This is a genomic window from Sinorhizobium sp. NG07B, from assembly GCF_002532005.1.
Classification (GTDB): domain Bacteria; phylum Pseudomonadota; class Alphaproteobacteria; order Rhizobiales; family Rhizobiaceae; genus Sinorhizobium; species Sinorhizobium fredii_C.
In genome coordinates this window covers 1,521,148-1,538,067 of sequence record NZ_NWTD01000001.1, presented here as the reverse complement: position 1 = coordinate 1,538,067, position 16,920 = coordinate 1,521,148, and the positions used below count along the sequence as shown (strand labels likewise).

The window sequence follows — 16,920 nt, the reverse complement described above, 5'->3', positions numbered from 1 at the left end:
GGGCGTGCAGCGCCCTTTTCTCCGTCTTTCCGCACCAGCGCCGTTCAACCGGCGAGCGCGACGGCGACCGCCTCGATCGCCTCGGCGGCGCGTCCGCCGTCCGGGCCGCCCGCCTGGGCCATGTCCGGCCGCCCACCGCCACCCTTGCCGCCGAGCGCAGCCGAGGCGACGCGCACCAGATCGATGGCGCTAACTTTGGACGTCAGGTCGTCGGTGACGGCCACGACCGCACTCGCCTTGCCGTCACCCGAGACGCCGACGAAGGCGACGACGCCGGAACCGAGCGACTTCTTGCCATCGTCGGCAAGGCTTTTCAGATCCTTCGGCTCGACGCCGGAAATGACCTTGCCGAGGAAGCGGACGCCGCCGATCTCGCGGGCCGCGTCGCCCGAGCCGTTCTGGCCGTCACCGACGAGGGCGAGCTTCTTCTTCGCCTCGGTGAGTTCGCGTTCAAGCTTGCGCCGCTCGTCGAGCAGCGCCTCGACCCGCCCGAGGACGTCCGCGGGCTGGACCTTCAGGGCCGATGCCAGCGTCTTGACGCGCTCATCCTGTTCGTTGAGGTAGGCTCGCGCGGCTTCGCCGGTCAGCGCCTCGATACGCCGCACGCCGGCGCCGACGGCACTTTCCGAGACAACGCGCACAAGGCCGATGTCGCCGGTTGCGGAGACGTGCGTGCCGCCGCAGAGCTCGACCGAATAGGGTTTTCCGGCCTTCGAGCCGCGAATGCCCTGGCCCATCGACACGACTCGGACCTCGTCCCCGTATTTTTCGCCGAAGAGCGCCATGGCACCCTCGGCGATGGCATCGTCGACGCTCATTAGCCTCGTGGTCACCGGCGTGTTCTGAACGATGATCTCGTTGGCCATTTCCTCGACGACCTTCAGCTCCTCGGCCGACATCGGTTTCGGATGCGAAACGTCGAAGCGCAGCCGCTCGGGGGCGACGAGCGAGCCCTTTTGCGCCACGTGCGTGCCAAGCACCTCGCGCAGCGCCTCATGCAGCAGGTGGGTTGCCGAATGGTTGGCGCGCAGGCGCGAACGGCGGGCATGGTCGACGGTAAGCGCGGCCGCCTCGCCCCTTTTGATGATGCCTTCCGAGACGGTTCCGTAATGGACGAATAGCCCTTCGCCGCGCTTCTGCGTGTCGGTAACCGCAAGCTTGCCCGTTTCGGTGGCAATGACGCCCGTGTCACCCATCTGGCCGCCGGATTCCCCGTAGAAGGGCGTCTGGTTCAGGATCAGCTGGACGGTCTCGCCCTTGGTGGCGGACTCGACGACCGCACCGTCGCGGACGATCGCCTGGATCACACCCTCAGCCGATTCCGTGTCGTAGCCGAGGAAGTCGGTGGCGCCGTGCTTTTCCTTGAGCTCGAACCAGATCGTCTCGGTGGCCGCTTCGCCGGAACCGGCCCAGTTGGCGCGGGCTTCGGCCTTCTGCCGCTGCATGGCGGTGGAAAACGCATCCGTGTCGACGGTGATGCCCTTGGCCCGCAGCGCGTCCTGGGTCAGGTCGAGCGGGAAGCCGTAGGTGTCGTAGAGCTTGAAGGCCGTTTCGCCGTCGAACCGGTCGCCTTCCGAAAGGCCCGCCGAAGCATCCGCCAAAAGGTTCAGGCCTCGCTCGAGCGTCTTGCGGAAGCGCGTCTCTTCGAGCTTCAGCGTTTCGGAAATCAGCGCCTCGGCCCGGACCAGTTCCGGATAGGCGCGGCCCATCTGGCCGACAAGCGCCGGCAGCAGCTTCCACATCAGCGGCTCCTGCGCGCCAAGCAGCTGCGCATGGCGCATGGCGCGGCGCATGATGCGGCGTAGCACATAGCCACGGCCTTCGTTGGAAGGCAGCACGCCGTCGGCGATCAGGAAAGCGGAGGAACGCAGGTGGTCGGCGATGACCCGGTGGCTCGCGCGGCGATCGCCCTCCGCCTTGACGCCGGTCGCCTCCTCGGAGGCTGCGATCAGGGCGCGGAACAGATCGATGTCGTAATTGTCGTGCTGGCCCTGCAGCACGGCGGCGACGCGCTCGAGACCCATCCCGGTGTCGATCGACGGCCGCGGCAGGTTGACCCGCTCTTCCTTGGTGACCTGCTCGTATTGCATGAAGACGAGGTTCCAGATCTCGATGAAGCGGTCGCCGTCTTCCTCGGCCGAGCCGGGCGGGCCGCCCCAGATCTGCTCGCCGTGGTCGTAGAAGATTTCCGAGCAGGGACCGCAGGGGCCGGTATCGCCCATCGCCCAGAAGTTGTCGCTGGTCGGAATGCGAATGATGCGCTCGTCGCTGAGGCCGGCGATCTTCTTCCAGAGGTCAAATGCCTCGTCGTCGGTATGGTAGACAGTGACGAGCAGGCGCTTGGCGTCGAGCCCGTATTCCTTGGTGATCAGGCTCCAGGCGAGCTCGATCGCCCGTTCCTTGAAATAATCGCCGAAGGAGAAGTTGCCGAGCATCTCGAAGAAAGTGTGGTGCCGGGCCGTGTAGCCGACATTGTCGAGGTCGTTGTGCTTGCCGCCGGCGCGCACGCATTTCTGCGCCGTCGCCGCGGTCGAATAGGGCCGCTGCTCGAGACCGGTGAAGACGTTCTTGAACTGCACCATGCCGGCATTGGTGAACATCAGGGTCGGGTCGTTGCGCGGCACCAGAGGGCTCGACGGCACGATTTCGTGACCGTTCTTGCGGAAATAGTCGAGAAACATCGACCGGATTTCATTCACGCCGCTCATCTTGCGTCCTATCTGTGCACATGCCGGCTGCAACCCAGCGCGTTTTCCGCGCATTGCGCCGTTTTCCTTCAACCCCGCGTCTACCACGCATAGCCGCCTCGCCGATGACGCCGTCACCGGAACCACAGGCTTTTATCTTCCGCATATCATGCTGTCCAGACGGCAGCAAAAACCGGCCGATCTGATCGACGGCCGGTTGATGGCATGCAAACTGAAGTTTGGCTCTTACATGTCGGCCGCTTCGTCGCCTTCGCTCTCCGGCCCGCCATTTTCCAGGAACCGGTCGGCAATCAGCCCGGCGTTCTGCCGCAAGGCCATCTCGATTTCTCGAGCGAGATCGGGATTGTCGCGCAGGAACAGCTTGGCATTTTCACGCCCCTGCCCCAGGCGCTGGCTGTTGTAGGAGAACCAGGCGCCGGACTTCTCGACAATGCCGGCCTTGACGCCGAGGTCGATCAGTTCGCCGGTCTTGGAAACGCCTTCGCCATACATGATGTCGAACTCCACCTGCTTGAAGGGCGGCGCCATCTTGTTCTTGACGACCTTGACGCGGGTCTGGTTGCCGACGACTTCCTCGCGCTCCTTGACCGAGCCGATGCGGCGGATGTCGAGGCGGACCGACGCGTAGAACTTCAGTGCGTTGCCGCCCGTCGTCGTTTCCGGCGAGCCGAACATCACGCCGATCTTCATGCGGATCTGGTTGATGAAGATCACCATGCAGTTGGACTTGGAGATCGACGCGGTCAGCTTGCGCAGCGCCTGGCTCATCAGGCGGGCCTGCATGCCCGGCAGACTGTCGCCCATCTCGCCTTCGATTTCGGCACGCGGCACAAGCGCGGCCACCGAGTCGACCACAAGCACGTCGATCGCGCCGGAGCGAACCAGCGTGTCGGTGATTTCGAGCGCCTGCTCCCCCGTGTCGGGCTGCGAGATCAAGAGGTTCTCGAGGTCGACGCCGAGCTTGCGCGCATAGACCGGATCGAGCGCGTGTTCGGCGTCGACGAAGGCGCAGATGCCGCCCTTCTTCTGTGCCTCGGCAACGGTCTGCAGCGCCAAGGTCGTCTTGCCCGAGCTTTCCGGTCCGTAAATCTCGATGATGCGGCCTTTCGGCAGGCCGCCGATGCCGAGCGCGATATCGAGGCCGAGCGACCCGGTCGAGACGGTTTCGATCTCGACGACGCTGTCCTTCGATCCGAGCTTCATGATCGATCCCTTGCCGAACGAACGTTCGATCTGGGAAAGAGCCGCTTCAAGTGCCTTGCTTTTGTCCACCGATTTGTCCTCTACGAGCCGCAAAGAGTTTTGTGCCATTGGGTCCACCTTTAGGTTATTGGAGCTATCGAGGCAATGAAGCCGCCGCAGGAGATTTTGTACATGCTTTGTTCTATTTTGGCAATGGCACTTCAAGTCCCTGAATCAAAATAGGTATCTTGTGAGTGTTCGATTCCTGTTCACGGGCTATTGTAGCGCATTTCCACAGGCTGCGCGCCAGTTCTCACGGGCTTCTCGCCATAGCGCCGATTCGCCGATAGAGGTGTTCGAATGACGAAGCGGGAAATCACCGTTCTGGGCGGCGCCCATGTCGACCGGCGCGGCCGTATCAGCGGCACGACGGTGCCTGGAGCGAGTAATCCCGGAACCTGGTTCGAGGAGGCGGGAGGCGGCGGCTTCAACGCCGCCAGGAATCTCGCGCGTCTCGGCCACCGGGTGCGGATGATCAGCCCGCGCGGGGGCGATCCGGCCGGTGATCTGGTGGCCGCCGCGGCCGCCGCTGCCGGCGTCATCGATTGCCCATTCATCTTTCTTGATCGCAAGACGCCGAGCTATACGGCAATCCTCGAAAAGGACGGCAATCTGGTGATCGCCCTTGCCGACATGGATCTCTACGGCTCGTTCTCGCCACGCCGGCTGCAGCAGCGTGCGACGCGCGAAATCCTCGCGTCGAGCGATCTCGTGCTCATGGACGCCAACCTGCCTCAAGAGACGCTGACGGCGCTGGTCGATGCGACGGCGGGACCGCACCGCATTCTTGCCGGCATCGCCGTTTCCCCGGCCAAGGTGGTCCGGTACCGCCAAAGCCTGACCGGCCTGGACTTCCTCTTCATGAACGAGGCGGAGGCGCGGGCGCTGACCGGCGCCGCGGCCGCCGACGTAGAGGAATGGCCGTCACTGCTGCGGTCTGCAGGCCTTGCCGGCGGCGTCGTCACCCGCGGCGGCAAAGCAGCGGTTGCCTTCGACCGGGAAGGCGCCTGCCTGGCCATCCCGCCTGCCCTGCCCGCACTTGCAGACGTGACAGGCGCCGGCGACGCGCTGGCATCGGGCTTTCTCGCTGCCCGGCTCGCCGGCTTCGATCTCGCCGGCTGCCTCCGGCGCGGCATCGCCGCCGCCGTCCTGACGCTCCACTCGCCGCTAGCCGCCGCCGAGGAGATGTCGGCGGACAATCTCGCGCGGGTGCTGGCCCTTGTGCCGGAACCCCAAATGCTGTCATGAAGTCCGCAGCCGAATTCCGGGCGGAAGGCGGAAATGCATGACGACTCCCGCCCGCCTGACGCTCCCCTCATCAGAAGCGAAAGACCATGACAAAATCCTCCTCGCCTTTCCTGCCCATCGAGTATTCCGATGAAGTCGCCGCCGCCAAGGCGCGCGGCGCGCCCATCGTGGCGCTGGAATCGACGATCATCACGCATGGCATGCCCTATCCGGGCAATCTCGAAATGGCGCGCAGCGTCGAAGCGATCATCCGCGACCAAGGAGCCATCCCTGCCACGATCGCGGTGATCCACGGCGTCCTTCATATCGGCCTCGATGACGCGAAGCTTGAGGCTCTTGCGAAAACCGAGGGCGCAATGAAGCTGTCGCGCGCCGACCTCGCCTTCGCCCTCGCCGAGCGCCGTACCGGCGCCACGACAGTCGCCGCAACGATGATCGCGGCGGCGCGGGCCGGCATCAGCGTCTTTGCGACCGGCGGCATCGGCGGCGTCCATCGCGGCGCGGAACAGAGTTTCGACATTTCCGCCGATCTGGACGAACTCGCCCGAACCGGCGTCATCGTCGTTTGCGCCGGCGCGAAGGCCATCCTCGACATTCCGAAGACGCTGGAAGTGCTGGAAACCAGGGGCGTCCCGGTCGTCACCTATGACAGCGAAACCTTCCCCGCCTTCTGGTCGCGCGATTCCGGCATCCGGAGCCCGCTGATGCTGAACAGCCCAGCGGCTATCGCGAATTTCCAGCGGATGCGCGAACTGCTCGGCGTCGATGGCGGCATGCTGGTCGCCAATCCTGTCCCGGAGGAAAGCCAGATTCCGCGGCAGGAGATGGAAATCTACATCGCGCGTGCTCTGGACAATGCGGCGAGCGACGAGATTACCGGCAAGGCGGTGACACCCTATCTGCTCGACAATCTCTTTCATATGACCGAGGGCCGGAGCCTCGAGACCAATATTGCGCTCGTCGAGAACAACGCGCGCCTCGCCGCCGAGATCGCCGTCGCGTTGGCGGCAGGCGGGGCGAAGTAGAAGTAGAAGGACTTTGCGCCCGCCGCCCATAGGCGTCGGCCATCCTCTCAGGAATCCAGCATTTCCCGGACCGCCACTGCCAGTTGCTTCAGCGAGAACGGCTTCGGCAGGAAGCCGAACTTGGCATCGGCCGGCAAGTTGCGGGCAAAGGCATCTTCCGCATAGCCCGAGACGAAAATGAACTTGAGGTTCGGGTATTTTTTTCGCAACTCGCGCAACAGCGTCGGGCCGTCCATCTCGGGCATTACCACATCCGAAACGACGATATCGACGGCGCCGTCGAGTTCGTCCATGATCTCCAGCGCCTCGACGCCCGATCCCGCCTCATGAACCGTATAGCCGCGGGTTTCGAGCATCCGCTTGCCGCCGCGACGGACCGCCTCCTCGTCCTCGACGAGGAGCACGACGGCAGAATCGCCGGTGAGGTCGGTAGGCTCCGCTTGTGCAGCCGGCGCCGTGGCTGCCTCCCTTGCCGATGGGCCGGCGGCACTCGCCTCACCCGGAGCGGCTTCCTCGCGCGCCTCGGCGATTTCCACATGGCGCGGCAACAGGATGCGGAATGTCGTGCCCTTGCCGACTTCCGACTCGGGATAGATGTAGCCGCCCGACTGCTTGACGATCCCATAGACCATCGACAGACCAAGGCCCGTGCCCTTGCCGACTTCCTTCGTCGTGAAGAAGGGCTCGAAGATCTTGTCCATGATCTCCGCCGGAATCCCGGTGCCCTGGTCGGAGACTTCCACCGTGACGAAATCATCTTCCGGCAGTTCGCGGCGTCCGAGTGCGGCGACTTCGCTCGCCGGCAGGTTTCGAGTCCGCAATGTGATGGTCCCGCCTTCAGGCATGGCGTCGCGCGCATTGACGGCGAGGTTCAACAGCACCTGCTCGAACTGGCCGAGATCGGTCCTCACCGGCCAAAGATCGCGGCCATAATCGACCTCGACCTTGACATTCGTGCCCGTCATGCGGTCGACCAGCATGCGCAGGTCGCCGATGACGTCGGTGAGGTTGAGGACGGTCGGCCGCATCGTCTGCTTGCGCGAGAAGGCGAGCAATTGCCGCACCAGGACGGCGGCGCGGTTGGCGTTCCGCTTGATTTCCATCAGGTCGGCGAAAGTCGCGTCGGCCGGCCGCGCCGAGAGCAGCAGGTGGTCGGCAGAAAGCAATATGGCCGTCAGCACGTTGTTGAAATCATGCGCGATGCCGCCGGCGAGCGTTCCGACCGCATTCATCTTCTGCGTCTGTGCCATCTGGTTCTCGAGCGCCTTCTGTTCGGTGATCTCCAGCGCATAGACGATCGCCGCCTCCTCGGGCGCCTGGTCGCTCTGGTCGATGACGGCATTCACGTAGAAGCGGAAGTGGCGTCCTTCATCAGCCGGATGGAGCGAATCGATCGGCGCGATGTCGCCCTGGCGGTCCTTTGCCGCGGCGAGCGCTTCTTCGAGTTGGCCTCGCTCGGTTTCGTTCAGGACGACGTCGATCGTTATGCCGCGCTCGACGTCGTCCTGCGAGACAAGGCCGGCGAAGAGCTTCAGGAACGGTGCGTTGGTTCTGAGGATTCGCCCGGCGCCGTCCACCGAAGCGATAGCCATCGGCGTGTTGTTGAAGAAGCGCGTGAACCGCATCGCCGCGTTCGATGCCGATTGATCGCTGTCGTCGCCCTCGCGGGACATGACGATCGTCCGGCTCTCGCCTGGCGCACCGTCGCGCGTCGAGGAAACACGGTGGATCAGCCTTACCGGCAGGCTTTGGCCATTCCCCTTGCGCAGGTCGAGATCCAGGACCTTGGTCTTCTTGAGACCGGGCTCGGCCTGTACCGACTGGATGAGCGTAAGTCCCTCGCCCGCGACAAGATCGGCGATGCTGATCGCCCCCGGCTGGAACTTGGTGAGATCGATCCCGAGCCAATCGGCAAGCGTGGCGTTGATATAGAAGATTTCGCCCTTTCGCCCGGCCGAGAAAAAGCCGGCCGGAGCGTGATCGAGATAGTCGATGGCGTTCTGCAATTCCTTGAAAAAGCGCTCCTGGTCGTCGCGCTCGGCCGTGATGTCGGCTATCTGCCACAGATAGAGCGGGTTGCTGTTGGCATCCTCCAACGGCAGCACGCGCGCCTTCAGGCGAAACCAATGCGCTCCTGAGCCGGTCATTGCGCCATTCGCCAGAGGTTTGAGGAGGCGGAATTCCTCGTGCCCCTGCTTGCCTTCGCGCAGGCCGTTGGTCAGCCGATAGACCGCCTCCGTCGCCTCCCTGTTGCGCGACAGGATGGTTTCCAGCGATTGGATGCCGGCAGCACCTTTGGCACCGGTCAAGGCGCCGTAAGCGGCGTTCGCGTAGACGATGCGTCCCTTGCGGTCGGTGACCACCGTGCCGTCCTCATGCGCATCGAGAAAGGCGCGTGCCAGCTCATCCGGCCGCGACTGAGGCATGACCTCGATGAAGCCGATCACCGACGAAACTAGGAAGAATATCCCGACCATCGCCAGCACGCCGAGTATGCCGAGGACGATTTCGTTCTCGAGCTGGTTCTTGAAGACGACGAAGGCGGCAGCGGACGCGGTCAGCACGATCGCCAGCACGATGATCCTGAACACGGTACCCGGCCGGACGCCCCGGTCAACGACCGGCATCTGGTAATCACCTGACTGCCGCAATTTCGTCATCGGGTCCTCACCTGCTGGCGGAGCGTCCGCCGCTACACCGGTATCCCGCTGACTTGACGTGCCGCGCATCCGGCGGACGCTCAAGGGCTACCGTAATCCTTTGAATTGCCGCATAATTTATCCCCAAAACCGGCCCGGTTTAAGGTCCTATGCAGTCGCCGGCGTTCGCCGAGGCCTCGCGACCTCCGGGTGCCGCAGCCGCTTCGTCGAACTGGAATCATCTTTAACAATCAGAGATAACAGCAGAAAGCGTCTCGGCGGAAGCGCGGCGGTCAATTCACAGGGAATGTCGGGCGCAACCTTGTCCCGGCCTGAAAAAAGCCGTCAAATGTTGCAATTCGACCGGAAAAGGAGTTCAGCCCATGATGGAAACATTGGTCGGGGACAACGGTAGCCGATTCGTCATCGCCGCCGGAGCCGTCGCCGTCGGCCTTCTGTGCCTCGTGGCGGTGCTCTGGATCATGCGAAACAGGCCCTCGTCCCCCTTCGTGCGGGGCGGCAAGAACCGCCAGCCGCGGCTCGCCGTGCTCGATGCCGCCGCCGTCGACACGCGCCGCCGGCTCGTGCTCGTCCGCCGCGACGACGTCGAGCATCTGATCATGATCGGCGGACCAACTGATATCGTCATCGAGAGCCGCATCGTGGCCGATGACGGGGCGGCCGCAGCTGCTCCCGTCGCGGCGACGGTGGAACAGCCGGCCCCCAAGTCCCCGGTCGCGCCCCAGCAGGCGGCGCCAGCCCCTCAACCCGTTTCGGCGTCGACACCTGCGGAAGCCGCAAAGCAAGAGCCGGTGCGGCCGGCGGGGTCGGATGAGCCGCCGCGGGCCGTGCCCGTGCGGGAGCCGGAGCCCGCGCCAAAGCCCTCGGAAACCGTGCAGCAACGTCCCCTGCCAGTCGAACCGCCGCCTCGGCCGGAACCCGTCGTCAGGACCTCGCCGCCCGCCCCTGCCATCCTCCCGGTATCCGCCCCGCAAACGCCCCAAGACATGCTGAGCGCGGCGCGCGAGCGGATCGTTCCTATGGCCCAACCCTCGCGCGAAGAGCGATTTCCGCAGCCGATAGCGGCGACGCGGGAGCCTCCGCGGCCCGTCCAGATCCCGCCCATTCCCCGGCTGGCCGAACCCGTTGCGGTCGAAAGTCCGACGGCGGTGGAGAGGCCGGCCGCCGTCGACAAGGCGGCGGACTTCGAACGGTTCCTCGACGCGGAGATTAGCGGTGATCTCCAGCGGCTCTCATCCACGGTGGCGCCCAAGCCGGAGGCCCGCCCAATGGCCGCCGCCCGCCAGGAACCGATCCTCGGCCCGCCACTGGAAGAAGGCCGCAAGGAAGAGTCGATCGAGGAGGAGATGAGCCGCATGCTGGCTGATATCTCTGCTGGCCGCAAACCCTGAACTGCGGCGCAGACATACCTGTTTTCCCATCGGACAAAAAAACGGCGCGACCATGTCGCGCCGTTTTTTTTGTAAGTCTCCAAGCTCGGGCTTACTCGTCCCGGTAGACCTTCTCGCGACGTTCGTGACGCTCCTGCGCTTCGATCGAAAGCGTCGCAATCGGCCTGGCATCCAGGCGCTTCAAGCCGATCGGCTCACCCGTTTCCTCGCAATAGCCGTAGGTGCCCTCATCGAGGCGCTGCAAGGCGGCGTCGATCTTGGCGATGAGCTTCCTCTGACGATCCCGGGCGCGCAATTCGATCGCACGGTCTGTTTCTGAGGAGGCTCGATCTGCGAGATCCGGATGATTGGCGCTCTCCTCAGCCAGATGGTCCAGAGTCTCACGAGCTTCTCGAAGGATATCGTTTTTCCAGGCATTCAGCTTTGCACGAAAATATGCCCGATGGTTGGCATTCATGAAATCCTCGTCCTCGGAGAGGACATAGGTACTAAGATCGATCTTCTCACTCAACGCGATTCTCCTGAAGAACATCTCATTGCGGCGGTGTATAGACCTATGAAGGGCTTGATTCAAGCCTCGCGGAGGACACCTACGCTTATTTTAACAATGCTTGCATTCCAGGCTAACTGGCGAATATTTCATCAAAATTACACATGAAACACTCTCCATAATATTCCCGCCGGCGCTCGGCAGCAAGCCTGCGCCGTCACCTAGAGTGGTGTCTGCGTCGCGCCTCAACTACGTTGCCAATTGCGACATCTGGTGTGCGGGGCGCGGCATGTCAATGCTGCCGTGCTTGCCGCGCGAAATCCGTGGAGAACGGCTTGATCTTTGCGCCGACAGCGAGACAAGTTACCGATGCGACGATAATCCGCGAAAGATGCAATGCGCGGCACTTCGGCGGCATCAGATTCGGATGGATATATGCAAGACAGTGCTCCGGCATTCCGCCTCATCCTCCTGCGTCACGCCCGCTCCGGCTGGGCGCTGCCCGGGCAACGGGATTTCGACCGCACGCTGGACGAGACTGGCTATGCCGAGGCGGAGTTGATTGCGCAAGGTGCGGCCGATCATGGGCTTTGCCCGGATCTTGTTCTGTGCTCGACCGCGGTTCGCTGCCGCCAGACCGCCGAACCGTTCCGCCGGGCGCTTGGCGAAGACATTGACATCCGCTACGTCGACCAACTCTATGCCGGACCTGCAGCCGTCTATACCGACCTTATCGAGATTCACGCGGACAGGACGTGTCTCATGGTGGTCGGGCACAATCCCATGATCGAGGACGTTTTTCGCAGCTACCTTGGCGAGCAGCAATCCGCAACCGCCTTGGAGAACGGCTATCCGCCTGCAGGGCTGGCGGTCATCGATTTCTCGGCACGCTCAAGTGCCGGGCGCATCTCGGCTGCGGCGCTTTCGACATTGCTGCTTCCGAAGCCCGAGGAAGTCGTCAGGCGATAGACCTCGCCGCTTTCCAAACAGCTGTTCGTCATTGCGCCGACCGAAACACTTCCTATATCGCCAAACACGTGGATGCCCGTAACCCGATGGGATATCGGCAGCAGCAATGGAAAGATCGAACCCAAGGGGCGGAAACATTTGGCGTCCTTAGTGACCAGCTTCAAAGACGGCGCCCTGATCGCCTTGGACAACCTCGCCGATCGCGCGGCCGGGCTCGTCAGCCCGTCCCTCCGGCTCGGCGTGACCGGTCTGTCACGGGCAGGCAAGACCGTCTTCATCTCCTCGCTGGTGCATAACCTGCTGAACGGCGGGCGCCTGCCGCTATTCGAACCGGTCCGTTCGGGGCGGGTGTCCAAGGTAAGACTCGAGCCGCAGCCGGACGATGCGGTGCCGCGCTTTCAGTACGAGGACCATATCGCCGCTCTCGTGCGTGACCGGGTCTGGCCGGACTCAACGAGGGCCATCTCGCAATTGCGCATCACCCTCGATTACGAAAGCGCCAGCGGCTGGAACCGGATGTTTTCCGCCGGGCGCTTGTCGATCGATATCGTCGACTATCCGGGCGAGTGGCTCCTGGATCTGCCCCTGCTCGCGCTCGATTTCCGGCAGTTCAGCGCGACGACCGTCAAGCGGGCGCGAATCGGCGCGCGCGCCGCACTGTCTCGCGAATGGCTGGCACTCGCCTCAGCGAGCGGCGCTGAAACCGCGGCCGACGAAGGCAGCGCCCGCCGCCTCGCCGAAAGCTTCACTGCGTATCTGAAGGCGTGCAAGGAGGACGACCACTCGCTCTCCACCCTGCCGCCCGGCCGTTTCCTGATGCCCGGCGACCTCGAAGGGTCTCCCGCGCTCACCTTCTCTCCGCTCCCGAACCTGCCTGAAGGCCGGGCGCCCAAGGGTTCGCTCTGGGCGATGATGGAGCGGCGGTACGAGGCCTATAAGACGCATGTGGTGAGCCCGTTCTTCCGCGAGCATTTTGCCCGGCTCGACCGCCAGATCGTGCTCGTCGACGCGCTGCAGGCGATCAATCGCGGCCCGGAGGCTTTGAGGGACTTGGAACAGGCGCTCGCCGACGTGCTTGCCTGCTTCCGGCCGGGCACCAATTCCTGGCTCTCCGCCTTCCTCACGCGCCGGATAGATCGGGTGCTGATCGCCGCGACGAAGGCCGATCACCTTCACCATGAGAGCCATGATCGGCTCGAGCGAATCGCCGCGCGGCTCGTCGGCCGTGCCGCGGACCGCATCGGCATGAGCGGCGCCGGCCTGGAGGTCATGGCGCTCGCCTCCGTCCGGGCGACGCGCGAGGCGACGGTCAATCATGACGGACACGCCCTGCCCGTCATTGTCGGCACGCCGATTGCTGGTGAGCGGATCAATGGAGACGTCTTTGATGGAGAGAGAAAAACAGCCATATTTCCTGGTGATTTACCGGAAAATCCTGAAGTTCTTTTTCAGGAAATTGGCGGCAGTCCCGTCTCTCCCCGATCCGACCATGCGATGCCGGAGCTGAATTTCGTGCGTTTCCGTCCCCCCCACCTCGAAGAGACGCGCGGCGGCTTGAAACTCTCCGTGCCGCATATCCGGCTCGACCGGGCCATGCAGTTCCTGCTTGGAGATCGACTGGCATGAGCGACGAATCCAAGCATCGCCCCCGTAAACCTGCGGTTTTCCCGATCGAATCTGAAACGCCTACGGCGCAGCGCACGCAGACGCCAGCGCGCACACCCGCAAGTTTCAGCGACAAGGTCATGTTGACGCCCGACGCAGAGGACCCGTTCATTGCGACGACCGCTGCAGTCGAGGCGCTCGATCCGCCCGAGGCGCGGCCGCGCCGGCATCGGTTCTCCTTCGGCAAGGTCGCCGCCTCGGCATTTGCCCTTGTCCTGTCGCTCGCCGCGGGACTGTGGATCGACCACCTGGTGCGCGATCTGTTCTCGCGCGCCGATTGGCTCGGCTATACGGCGATCGCTGCCGTGGCCGTCGGTACCCTCGCCTTCCTCGTCGTGGTCGGCCGCGAACTTGGCGGCTTGATGCAACTGACGGCGATCCAGAAACTCAAATCCGAGGTCGCCGAAGCAACGGCGCTCGGCAACAGCAAGGCCGCACGAGCCACGCTCGGGCGACTGGTCCATCTGCTTGCCGCCAATCCCCGAACCGCCAAGGGCCGAGCGCGGCTTGCGGAATCCGAGGACGAGATCATCGACGCGCCGCAGCTTGTCGAACTGACCGAGCGCGAACTCCTCGCCCCGCTCGACCGCGACGCCCGCCGAATCATTCTGGCCGCCTCGAAACGCGTCTCGATCGTCACCGCCGTCAGCCCCCGCGCCCTCGTCGATCTCGGTTACGTCCTCTACGAGTCGGCGCGGATGATTCGGGCGATGGCCGAGCTCTACGGCGGCAGGCCCGGCACGCTCGGGCTCATCCGGCTGATGCGCGACGTGATCGCCCATCTGGCGGTCACCGGCTCCATCGCCGCCGGCGACAGTTTGATCCAGCAGATCCTGGGCCACGGTCTGGCCTCCAAACTCTCCGCGCGGCTCGGCGAAGGCGTGATCAACGGCCTGATGACGGCGCGTATCGGCATTGCTGCCATGGACCTGTGTCGGCCGATGCCGTTCCGCGCTTTGAAACGCCCCGGCATTGGCGATTTTCTGGCGGATTTGACGCCCGGCGCTTCGAAGTCCGAAGGCGCGAACGGCGCCTGATGCATGCTTGCGGAGGCAGCGCAGAAACCCTCCATTAACCATTTTAGCGCAAATGTGGTTGCCAGATTTCGACGTTGACCCATCAAGGATCGATCATGTTCTCGCGCCCTTCTTTGATTGTTCGCGGCGTTGCCGCCATCGCGCTTGCAGCCACTGCCGGCATTGCGACGCCTGCGTCTTCCGGCGCCCGGGACAAGGCCTTCTTTGAAAAGGTCGCCGGCCAATGGAAAGGCCCCGGCGAGATCGTCGCCGGCAAATACAAAGGCACCAAGTTCACCTGCGATCTGACAGGCGAGCCGACCGCAGGCAGAGAGGCCGGCATCAAGCTCGACGGCTTCTGCCGCGTCGGCGTTTTCAAGCAGCCAATGTCGGCGATGATTACCCAAAAGGGCGGCAGCTACACCGGAAAGTTCCTCGACGGCGCGGACGGCAAGGGTCTGGACGTCGTTTCCGGCAACGTCGCCAGCGACAAGGTCGTCGTTGGAATCAACCGCAAGAAATTGAATGGTGCGATGATCGCCCGCCTGCAGGACGCAGAAACGATGAACATCACCATCTCCGTCAAGGTCGAGGAGACGATGGTGCCGGTCATCGGCGTCAGCCTCAACAGGCAGATGGACAATATCGCCGTCGGCTCGATCAAATAGCTGTATCGTTCGGATCGAGCACTGGCGGGCCGAGAGTGCCCGCCCCCGGATGCGGATCGGTTCGCCGTCAATCGCGGACCCGCCACCAGTCGGCCACTTCGTCGGCCACCTCTATTCCAGTCACATCCGCGTCCGTCAGCCACTCGCCGACCGTTCTGCCGGCGACGTTCAGATCGGCCGCGAAATCGGCGAGAGGCATCAACACGAAACCACGCTCCGTCATGCGCGGATGCGGCAATTGCAGCCGGTCACCGGCCAAATTCGCTCCTTCGAAGGTCAGGAGATCGATATCGATGGTCCGCGGGCCCCAGCGCTTCTTACGGACCCGCTTCATCACGCGCTCGATCTCGAGGCAAATTTCAAGCAGCGCCTCGGGATCGAGAGTCGTTTCGACCGCCGCGCAAGCATTGAAGAACCAGTCCTGGTCCGTCTTGCCCCAGGGCGGGGTCCGGTAGAGCCGCGACACTGCCGTGACCCGGCAGTCCGGTCGCTCATCGAGCGCCCTCAACGCATCGGCCATCGCGCGGCACGGATCGCCGATATTGCCACCCAGCCCCAGCGTAGCGTACCGCCACCTGCTATTCGGCGACATGCTCGACCGTGACCTCGACGTAGTCCAGGACGCCCGGGACCGGCGCATTGGGCTTGCGGATGGATACTTTGGCCCGGCGTATCTGTTGGAACCGCGCACACAACGTCTTGGCGACTTCCAAAGCAAGGGCCTCGATCAGGTAGCGCCTGCGCCCAGTCACGATTCTCTCGATCTCGGCAAAGGCGATTCCGTAATGCACGGTGTCGTCGATACAGTCTTCGGCGAGCGCCGTGCCTTGCTCGACCTCCAGTTCGGCATCGACAAAGAAACGCTGGCCGAGGAATTCCTCCTCGTCGAGCACGCCATGGCGGGCAAAGAAGGCGCAATTCTTCAAGGTAATGATGTAGGTCGCAGTCATGGCTTCGTGTCCCGTCGGCTGTTCTTTGCGTCGAGCATAGCATCCGCCATCGCCAGTGCATCCCTGTTGATTGCGACATCATGCACCCGAAAGATCGCAGCCCCGGCAATTCTGAGGAGCGCAGTCGTCGCCGCGGTACCGGCATCGCGGTCTTTCGCATCGCGACCGGTAACCGCGCCGATGAAGCGCTTGCGCGATGTGCCGACCAGGAATGGCAGGCCGAAGCGATGCAGTTCCGCAAATCGCGCCATCAGCTCCAAATTTTCATCCGCTCCCTTCGCGAAGCCATAACCGGGGTCGAGGATGATTCGTTCGCGTGCGACGCTTGCCTCGGAGGCTATCTCCAGCGAACGGTTCAGAAATTGGAATTGATCCTCGATGACGTCGCCGAGCTTCTGCCGATCGCGCCCGGTATGCATGATGCAAAGCCCGGCGCCCGTCTCCGCGGCAACTTGCGCGATTGCGGGTTCTCGCTGCAGACCGTGCACGTCGTTGACGATATGGGCGCCGGCTTCGATGGCCAGGCGCGCCGTCTCGGCGCGATAGGTGTCGACCGAGATGATCGCATCGGTCCGGCTGGCCAGTGCCTCGATGACCGGCAGAATACGAGACCGCTCCTCAACCGCATCGATCTGATCCGCATCGGGGCGGGTCGACTCGCCGCCAATGTCCAGGATCGCCGCACCGTCCTCGAGGGCGCGCATCGCCGCATCGACGGCCGCAGCGGCGTCGGCAAAGCGGCCACCATCGGAAAAGGAATCCGGCGTCACATTGATGATCGCCATCAGGACACCGCGCGGCCCCAGTTCGAGGCTGCGCCCGTGCGCCAACGGCCAGCGAGATTTTTGGAATGGATCGTAGGTCATTATCTTTGCCCGGTCCGCGGCT

14 protein-coding genes are annotated in these 16,920 nt (G+C 63.7%); 7 read left to right on the top strand and 7 right to left on the bottom strand.

What is annotated here, in order from left to right:
* Positions 1–44: 44 nt before the first annotated feature.
* Entirely contained in the window at positions 45–2,708 is a 2,664-nt protein-coding gene (alaS, locus tag CO664_RS07365) for an alanine--tRNA ligase (protein ID WP_097538610.1), read from the bottom strand.
* A gap of 225 nt (positions 2,709–2,933) precedes the next feature.
* Positions 2,934–4,019: a recombinase RecA gene (gene recA / locus CO664_RS07360; RefSeq protein WP_037424417.1), complete on the bottom strand. Its 1,086-nt coding sequence runs from the start codon at positions 4,017–4,019 to the stop codon at positions 2,934–2,936.
* 231 nt (positions 4,020–4,250) lie between these two features.
* Here recA and CO664_RS07355 point away from each other — a divergent pair, with 231 nt between their 5' ends.
* Together CO664_RS07355 and CO664_RS07350 are read left to right on the top strand one after the other, a co-directional pair.
* Positions 4,251–5,198: a carbohydrate kinase family protein gene (locus tag CO664_RS07355; protein WP_097538285.1), complete on the top strand. Its 948-nt coding sequence runs from the start codon at positions 4,251–4,253 to the stop codon at positions 5,196–5,198.
* Between the two features lie 86 nt (positions 5,199–5,284).
* A complete protein-coding gene (locus tag CO664_RS07350; protein WP_097538284.1) occupies positions 5,285–6,223 on the top strand; it encodes a pseudouridine-5'-phosphate glycosidase in 939 nt (312 codons plus the stop codon).
* A gap of 47 nt (positions 6,224–6,270) precedes the next feature.
* Here the strand turns inward: CO664_RS07350 and CO664_RS07345 are convergent, their stop codons facing one another.
* Entirely contained in the window at positions 6,271–8,883 is a 2,613-nt protein-coding gene (locus CO664_RS07345) for a PAS domain-containing sensor histidine kinase (RefSeq protein ID WP_097538283.1), read from the bottom strand.
* A 362-nt stretch (positions 8,884–9,245) separates the two neighbouring features.
* Between CO664_RS07345 and CO664_RS07340 the strand changes: the two genes are divergently transcribed.
* Positions 9,246–10,274, top strand: a complete 1,029-nt coding sequence (locus tag CO664_RS07340; protein ID WP_097538282.1) for a flagellar biosynthetic protein FliO — start codon at positions 9,246–9,248, stop codon at positions 10,272–10,274.
* A gap of 91 nt (positions 10,275–10,365) precedes the next feature.
* On the opposite strand, the gene dksA is transcribed toward CO664_RS07340, so the two are convergent.
* The gene (gene dksA / locus CO664_RS07335; RefSeq protein WP_012708186.1) at positions 10,366–10,785 is read right to left on the bottom strand and encodes an RNA polymerase-binding protein DksA; all 420 of its coding nucleotides are present in this window, start codon (positions 10,783–10,785) and stop codon (positions 10,366–10,368) included.
* Positions 10,786–11,199: 414 nt separating this feature from the next.
* On the opposite strand from dksA, the gene CO664_RS07330 reads away from it, so the two are divergent.
* The 4 genes from CO664_RS07330 (at position 11,200) to CO664_RS07315 (ending at position 15,082) form a co-directional block, all read left to right on the top strand.
* Entirely contained in the window at positions 11,200–11,733 is a 534-nt protein-coding gene (locus CO664_RS07330) for a histidine phosphatase family protein (protein ID WP_097538609.1), read from the top strand.
* Positions 11,734–11,871: 138 nt separating this feature from the next.
* Positions 11,872–13,359 (top strand): YcjX family protein, encoded by a 1,488-nt coding sequence (locus CO664_RS07325; protein ID WP_097525055.1) that lies wholly within the window; start codon positions 11,872–11,874, stop codon positions 13,357–13,359.
* On the top strand, positions 13,356–14,435 hold the full coding sequence (locus CO664_RS07320; RefSeq protein ID WP_037424396.1) for a TIGR01620 family protein: 1,080 nt from the start codon (positions 13,356–13,358) through the stop codon (positions 14,433–14,435). Before CO664_RS07325 ends, CO664_RS07320 begins: the two co-directional genes overlap by 4 nt.
* Before the next feature lie 95 nt (positions 14,436–14,530).
* Positions 14,531–15,082, top strand: coding sequence for a hypothetical protein (locus tag CO664_RS07315; protein ID WP_037424393.1), 552 nt, complete (start codon positions 14,531–14,533; stop codon positions 15,080–15,082).
* 67 nt (positions 15,083–15,149) lie between these two features.
* On the opposite strand, the gene folK is transcribed toward CO664_RS07315, so the two are convergent.
* The 3 genes from folK to folP are packed head-to-tail and all read right to left on the bottom strand — an operon-like array spanning position 15,150 to position 16,898.
* Positions 15,150–15,674 carry a 2-amino-4-hydroxy-6-hydroxymethyldihydropteridine diphosphokinase gene (gene folK, locus CO664_RS07310; protein ID WP_097538281.1) on the bottom strand — a complete coding sequence of 175 codons (525 nt, stop codon included), beginning with the start codon at positions 15,672–15,674 and terminating at the stop codon, positions 15,150–15,152.
* Positions 15,661–16,032 carry a dihydroneopterin aldolase gene (gene folB, locus CO664_RS07305; protein ID WP_037424388.1) on the bottom strand — a complete coding sequence of 124 codons (372 nt, stop codon included), beginning with the start codon at positions 16,030–16,032 and terminating at the stop codon, positions 15,661–15,663. Before folB ends, folK begins: the two co-directional genes overlap by 14 nt.
* Positions 16,029–16,898, bottom strand: coding sequence for a dihydropteroate synthase (gene folP / locus CO664_RS07300; protein WP_097538608.1), 870 nt, complete (start codon positions 16,896–16,898; stop codon positions 16,029–16,031). Before folP ends, folB begins: the two co-directional genes overlap by 4 nt.
* Positions 16,899–16,920: the final 22 nt, after the last annotated feature.